At 74.2% G+C, this 5,983-nt stretch carries 7 protein-coding genes; 4 read left to right on the top strand and 3 right to left on the bottom strand.

Going from position 1 to position 5,983, the window contains the following annotated elements; all coding sequences use genetic code 11:
• The coding region (locus G3I42_RS12535) for a hypothetical protein (RefSeq protein ID WP_164285390.1) at nucleotides 1-1,060 on the top strand (1,060 nt) is incomplete at its 5' end.
• Between the two features lie 68 nt (nucleotides 1,061-1,128).
• On the opposite strand, the gene G3I42_RS12530 is transcribed toward G3I42_RS12535, so the two are convergent.
• Nucleotides 1,129-1,329, bottom strand: a complete 201-nt coding sequence (locus G3I42_RS12530; protein ID WP_164285388.1) for a DUF397 domain-containing protein — start codon at nucleotides 1,327-1,329, stop codon at nucleotides 1,129-1,131.
• The gene (locus tag G3I42_RS12525; RefSeq protein ID WP_164285386.1) at nucleotides 1,311-2,153 is read right to left on the bottom strand and encodes a helix-turn-helix transcriptional regulator; all 843 of its coding nucleotides are present in this window, start codon (nucleotides 2,151-2,153) and stop codon (nucleotides 1,311-1,313) included. The genes G3I42_RS12530 and G3I42_RS12525 overlap by 19 nt, the downstream gene beginning before the upstream one ends.
• 194 nt (nucleotides 2,154-2,347) lie before the next feature.
• Between G3I42_RS12525 and G3I42_RS12520 the strand changes: the two genes are divergently transcribed.
• From G3I42_RS12520 to G3I42_RS12510, 3 genes are all read left to right on the top strand, one after another.
• On the top strand, nucleotides 2,348-2,575 hold the full coding sequence (locus G3I42_RS12520; RefSeq protein ID WP_164285384.1) for a hypothetical protein: 228 nt from the start codon (nucleotides 2,348-2,350) through the stop codon (nucleotides 2,573-2,575).
• The gene (locus G3I42_RS12515; RefSeq protein ID WP_343244531.1) at nucleotides 2,572-3,039 is read left to right on the top strand and encodes a LuxR family transcriptional regulator; all 468 of its coding nucleotides are present in this window, start codon (nucleotides 2,572-2,574) and stop codon (nucleotides 3,037-3,039) included. The genes G3I42_RS12520 and G3I42_RS12515 overlap by 4 nt, the downstream gene beginning before the upstream one ends.
• 304 nt (nucleotides 3,040-3,343) lie before the next feature.
• Nucleotides 3,344-4,081, top strand: a complete 738-nt coding sequence (locus G3I42_RS12510) for a response regulator transcription factor (protein ID WP_164285382.1) — start codon at nucleotides 3,344-3,346, stop codon at nucleotides 4,079-4,081.
• A 52-nt stretch (nucleotides 4,082-4,133) separates the two neighbouring features.
• On the opposite strand, the gene G3I42_RS12505 is transcribed toward G3I42_RS12510, so the two are convergent.
• Nucleotides 4,134-5,744 (bottom strand): GAF domain-containing protein, encoded by a 1,611-nt coding sequence (locus G3I42_RS12505; protein WP_164285392.1) that lies wholly within the window; start codon nucleotides 5,742-5,744, stop codon nucleotides 4,134-4,136.
• Nucleotides 5,745-5,983: the final 239 nt, after the last annotated feature.

The following is a 5,983-nucleotide window of genomic DNA, read 5'->3' as shown; positions in this document are numbered from 1 at the left end:
CGCGACACCACCGCGCGCGCTCCCCGGGCTCGACCCCGCGCGGCTGCCGTCCGGCGCGTCCCCGGACACGACCGAAACCGCCAACGCCGTACGGGACTTCGGGGCCGGGGGCCTCGCCGTGGGGGCTTCGCTCGGGGTGCCCGCGTACTGGACGGGGAGTGCGGGCGCGCGGCCGGTCGCGCACGCGGTGCCGCTGCCGGAGGGGTGGACCGGGGGTGTGGTCCGCGCGGTGAACGCGGACGGGCTCATGGTCGGCGACCTCGACGGCGCCGACGGCGCGTACGCGGCCTTCGCCTACCAGAAGGGCGCGAAGAAGCTCACGCTCCTCCCGGAGGGGCAGTCCGCCGACGACGTCAACGGCGGGGGCACGATCGTCGGTTCGGACCGCAGGTACGAGGGCGGGGCCGGACTTGTGTGGCGCGCGGGCGCGCTCGTACGGCGCTTGCCGCTGCCCGGCGACGGTGCGACGTTCTACGGCGTCGCGGCGATCAACGAGGCGGGCACGATCGCCGGGCAGGCGGAGCGGGTCGTCCCGGGGGACGGGAGCGCGTACGAGCGCTGGGAGAACTTCCCCGTCGTGTGGCCGGCCGAGGGCTCCGCGCCGCCACGCGAACTGTCGCGCAGCGGCGCGGCGGGGCTCTACGACTACTCGCAGGTGACGGACATCGACGCGGCGGGGAACGTCGTCGGCTACGACTGGACCGGGCCGTGGCAGGGCCGCACGCCCTGGACGTGGAGCGCCCCGTACGCCACGCCGGGCGAGGCCGCGAGCCTCCCGGCGGGCACCACCGCCGCCACGCTGGAGGCGGTCGCCGCGACGAGCGGCGTCGCGGTCGGTACGGCGCTGGCGCCGGGCGCCGCCGAGTGGCAGTACAACACGCATCAGGCCCTCTACCGCGACGCGAGCGGCACCTCGCGCCTCCTCCCGCCGCTCGCCGAGGGCCGCACGGCGGAGGCGTACGCGGTGACGGACAAGAGCCGCGCGGGCGGAACCGCGCTGGACGGGGACGGGGTGGCGCACGCGGTGGTGTGGCGGCGGGCGGACCGGCAGGCGGAGTGAGTGGGGAGGGGATGGGAGGTCTTGGCGCGAGGTGAGGACGCTGCGACCGGGCCTCCTTCGCCGAGGCTTCAGGCCGGCCGCTTCACCATCTCCACGAAGGCCGACCAGGAGGCGGAGGGGAAGACGAGGTGGGCGGCGGAGGGGCGCTTGCTGTCGCGTACGGGGACGAGGGCGGGGTGATCGCTGCTGACCTCCACGCAGGCTCCACCATCCGGGTTGCTGTACGAGCTTTTGTGCCATGAGAGCGCGGTCAGGTCGACGTGGTGCACGGTGTCTCCTCCAAGAGGCACTGGATGAACTTCCGCGATTCCCCCGGCGAAAGAGCCTGGTCGCGTACGGCATCGTAGCTCCGTTGGAGGGACTCGACCGTTGCGGAGTGCTCGATCAACTCCCCGCGTGCTGCGTTCTCCGCGTAGGCGATGGTCGCACCCTGCGGCAGCCGGAGGAACCAGATATCGGTGCTGACCAAGCGGTACAGGCCAGCGCTGAACGGAAGTACTTGGATGGTCACGTTGCCTTGGGGCTCGAACTCCAGCAAGTGGCTCAACTGCGCCTGCCATCCCATAGCATCCGCCATCGGCGAGCGGAGCACGGCCTCCGAAAGGATCGCCCTGAAAGGCGGCGCGTCGGGGTCGTCCAGGATTGTGCGTCGGCTGAGGCGCGCCTCTATCTGTGCCTCAAGTTCCGTGCCGATCAGGCCGCCGAGAGACAGCAATTCCCGCGCATACTCCCGCGTCTGCAACAACCCCGGCAGCACGCTCACCGCGTAGTGCCACAGACTCACCGCCTCCGACTCCAACTGCATGTACCGCCGGTACTGCTCCTTGAACTGCGTCTTGTCGGAGAGCGCCAGCTCCCAGAGCGCGAGCAGCAGTCCCGGCGTCCCGTAGAAGGCGTCGAGCGCTTCCACCACCTCCGGGCCGCCCAGCGTCTCGCCCTTCTCCATCTTGGCGAACAGCGAGTAGTCCCAGCCCAGTCGGTCCGAGAGCTGGCGGAGGGTCACCTTGTGGCTGGAGCGCAACTGACGCAGTTCCTGCGCGAAACGGCGTCTCGGCTCCCTGCTCCGTCCAGTGACCGCGCGCCTGTTGGGCACGGGCGGCTCCTTCCGTGAGTGCGTGGAGGTTGTGGAATTTGCGCCTTCGGAGGTGGAAGCCCTGACCGTGTGACGCCTCTCACTGCCTTCCCTTGCGGCAACCTCGTGATGCCGGGGCCACGCAGAGTAATTCACGAGCTGCGCGGGCAGCGGCCGATGACCGATATCGAGCGAGGTCCGAAGGAGTTCGTGCCATGACGGACAAGACCGAGAAGGAACACGCCGACCGTCTCCGCGAAGCGCTCGCCGCTCGGGACGCTCTCGCGTCCGCCCTCACGGCCGTCGGGATTCAGTTGCCCGCGATGGATGTGCGGCGGGCGTGGGCCGGGGAAGCGCCGTACGCGCTTGTGCACTTGGGGGTCTGCTCCGCGCCCGTCGCGCATGCCCTCGCCGAAGCGCTCGGGCGGGGAGCCGCGCGGTGATCGGGGAGGTGGTGTGGGACGCGCGGCGTGAAGTGCTCGCCGTCGTGACGGGGCGGCTCGGGCGGTACTGGTGGTTGCGGCCGCTCGGGGGCGGGCGGGAGTGGAACGCGGGGCCCGACGAGGTGCGGACTCTTCCCGGGCCCGGGGCGGGAACGGTCGCCGGGCTCGGGGCGGACGGGGCGGGAGTGGCCGCCGGGCCCGCCCGGCGTGCCGTCGACGACGCCCTCGCGTGCCGGCTCGGCACGACCACCCGCGCGGACATGGAGCACCACACGCGGCTCCTGCGGGTGCGGGCCGAGGCGCTGCTCGGGGCCGGGGTCGCCGGGGAGACCGCCGAGTTGGTGCGCGCGTTGCTCGATGCGGCGCCCTCGCGCGAGGACCCCGCCCACGCCGCGTACGCCCACATGCAGGCGCTCGCCCGGCTGCTCCGCCATCACAGTGGTGAGGTCCCCGTCGCCCCCTGACCCCTGCCCGGTTCCGCGTCGTGCTGGACGCCCCGACGGGTCCTCCGGGGGCCGGGATGACGAGCCTCGTCCGGAGCGGCCCGTCCGGGGCGCGAGGGAAGTCCATCAGGGAGGGCAGGGGGCCGCGAGGGCCGTTCGGCCCCTCACCCGGGGCCGGACGGCGGGCGACGGCGTTGCGATACTGGGGGCGTGCCGCTGGAGGGCACGCGCCCCCGGGGCGCGCTGCCCGGGGCGGCCGTCCCGTCCCGTACCGGAGTCCCGTCATGATCCCTGCACCCGCCCTCGCCGCCCCCCGGACCCGCTCGTGAGCCCCGTCGCGCCGCCCGGGCCCGGCACCGCGCCCGCCGCTCCCGTCCGCGTCTTCCTGCTCGACGACCACGAGGTCGTACGGCGGGGGCTGCGCGATCTCCTGGAGGCGGAGGCCGACATCGTCGTGGTCGGCGAGGCCGCCAACGCGCGGGAGGCGCTCGCGCGCGTGCCCGCGACGCGGCCCGACGTCGCCGTGCTCGACGTACGGCTCGGCAGCGCGACCGGCGGGGACCACGAGGGCGTCGAGGTGTGCCGGGAGCTGCGGGCCGAACTGCCGGATCTCGCCTGCCTCATGCTCACGTCCTTCGACGACGACGAAGCACTCTTCGACGCGATCATGGCGGGCGCGGCCGGCTACGTGCTCAAGCAGATCAACGGCTCCGACCTCCTCAACGCGGTACGGACCGTCGCCACCGGCACCTCGCTCCTCGACCCCCGGATGACGAGCCGCGTCATGGCCCGCATCCGCGAGCCCAAGCCGGAGAAGCCCGAGCCGAGCCGCGCCCTGCCCGGCGAACTCGACCGGCTCTCGCCGCGCGAGCTGGAGATCCTCGACCTCATCGGGCTCGGCCTCACCAACCGGCAGATCGCCGAACGCCTCTACCTCGCCGAGAAGACGGTCAAGAACCGTGTCTCGTCCATCCTCGGGAAGCTCGGCGTGGGGCGACGGATACAGGCGGCGATGATCGCGGAGCGGCTGCGGGGGACGGACGCGGGGCGACCGGGCGCGTAACTCCCTTACGCGGGAAGGCGTTTGGGGGCTGGGATCGGCGCTGCCCGGGGCCTCACGCCCCCACCAGCGGCGCCGTCCATGTGATCCGTGTGCCGCGCCCCTCCGGGCCCGCGTCGGTGCGGAAGGTTCCGCCGCACTGCTCCGCGCGCGAGGCCATGTTGCGCAGGCCGCCGGTCGGGCGGGCCCGGCCGAGGCCCACGCCGTCGTCCGTCACCGTGAGGACCACGCGGTCGGCGCCGTCCGGGACGGCCAGCTCGATGTCCGCGCGGTGCGCGCGGGCGTGGCGCGCCGTGTTGCTCAGCGCCTCCGCCGTGACCGCGAGCACGTGTTCGCGCAACTCCTCCGGCACCGTGCTGTCCACCGGGCCCAGGATGCGCAACGACGGCTGGAAACCCAGGTGCTGGGCGGCGATCCGGACCGTCTCGGCGAGGCGGCGGCGCAGCGCGGGACCGCCCCGGTCGTCGTCGCTCGTACGGAGCTGGTGGATCGTGGAGCGGATGATCTGGATCGTCGCGTCCAGGTCGTCGACCGCGCGCCCGACGCGCTCGGACGCCGTCGGGTCCGCGATCGAGCGCGTCGCGCTCTGGAGCGTCATGCCCGTCGCGAAGAGGCGCTGGATCGCGACGTCGTGCAGGTCGCGCGCGATGCGGTCGCGGTCCTGGAGCATCGCCAGCTCCTCCGACTCCTCGCGCCGGCGCGCGAGTTCGAGCGCGATCGCCGCCTGGTCGGCGAAGCCGTCGATGAGCGCGGCCTCGGCCGCCGTGAAGCCCTGCCTGCCGGTACGGCGGCTCAGCCGCAGCGCCCCGCACACCGCCGCGTCCACCCGCAGCGGCACCGCGACGACCGGCCCGTGCTCCGTGCCGCCGAGCGGCCGGGCACGCGCGTCCACCCGTACGTCCGTCGTCACGACGGGCGCCCGCTCCGCCGCCGCTAGCCCCGACAGCGAGCCCGCGACCGGGAGCACCGCGCCCCGCACGCCCTCCGCGTCCTCGCCGTGCGCGACCCGCACGACGAGATCGCCGGCGCCGGTGGGGAGCAGGACGGCCGCGAGGTCGGCGTCGGCGACCTCCATCGCGCGGCGCGCGATGATCCGCAGCACCTCGTCCGTGCCGGTGCCCGCGAGGAGGGCGCGGGTGATCTCGCCGAGGGCTTCGAGGCGGTGTTCGCGGCGGCGGCTCTCCTCGTACAGGCGGGCGTTGTCGATCGCGACGCCGGCCGCGATCGAGAGCGTCGTGAGGACGGCCTCGTCGTCGGCGTCGAAGGAGCCGCCGCCGCGCTTCTCGGTGAGGTAGATGTTGCCGAAGACCTCGTCGCGGATGCGGACGGGGGCGCCGAGGAAGGTCCGCATCGGCGGGTGGTGCGCGGGGAAGCCGTAACTGTTCGGGTGCGCGGTGAGGTTGTCCAGGCGCAGCGGCGCGGGGTGGGTGATCAGCTCGCCGAGGATGCCCTGCCCGCACGGCGCCGGGCCGATCCGCGCCACCACCTCCGCGTCCATCCCGACCGTCACGAACTGCGAGAGCCCCGCGCCGCCGTCCCCGATGACGCCGAGCGCGCCGTACCGCGCGTCGGTGAGCGTCACGGCCGCCTCGACGATGCTCCGCAGCACCTGCGGGAGGTCGAGGTCCCGGCCGAGATCCATCACGGCGGTGAGCAGCGCGTGCATGCGGTCGGGGACGTCGAGGGTGGGGGTGGTGTGGCGGGGCGGGGCGGGGGTGCGGGGGACGGTGGCGGTACGGGGCGGCCGTCCGTCGTCGGCGGTACGGGGCCGCTCCGCGTCGTCGGCGGTACGGGGCCGCTCGCCGTGCGGGAACGGGCAGCGGGCGCCCGGCTCGGCCTCCCGGGTGCTCCCGGCGGTGGCGGGGCCGGTCCCCGGGGTGCCCCCGGCGGTGGCGGGGCTGGTCT

The sequence above is a fragment of the Streptomyces sp. SID11385 genome, from assembly GCF_010548245.1.
GTDB lineage: Bacteria > Actinomycetota > Actinomycetes > Streptomycetales > Streptomycetaceae > Streptomyces.
This window is presented reverse-complemented; position numbering and strand designations above follow the sequence as displayed.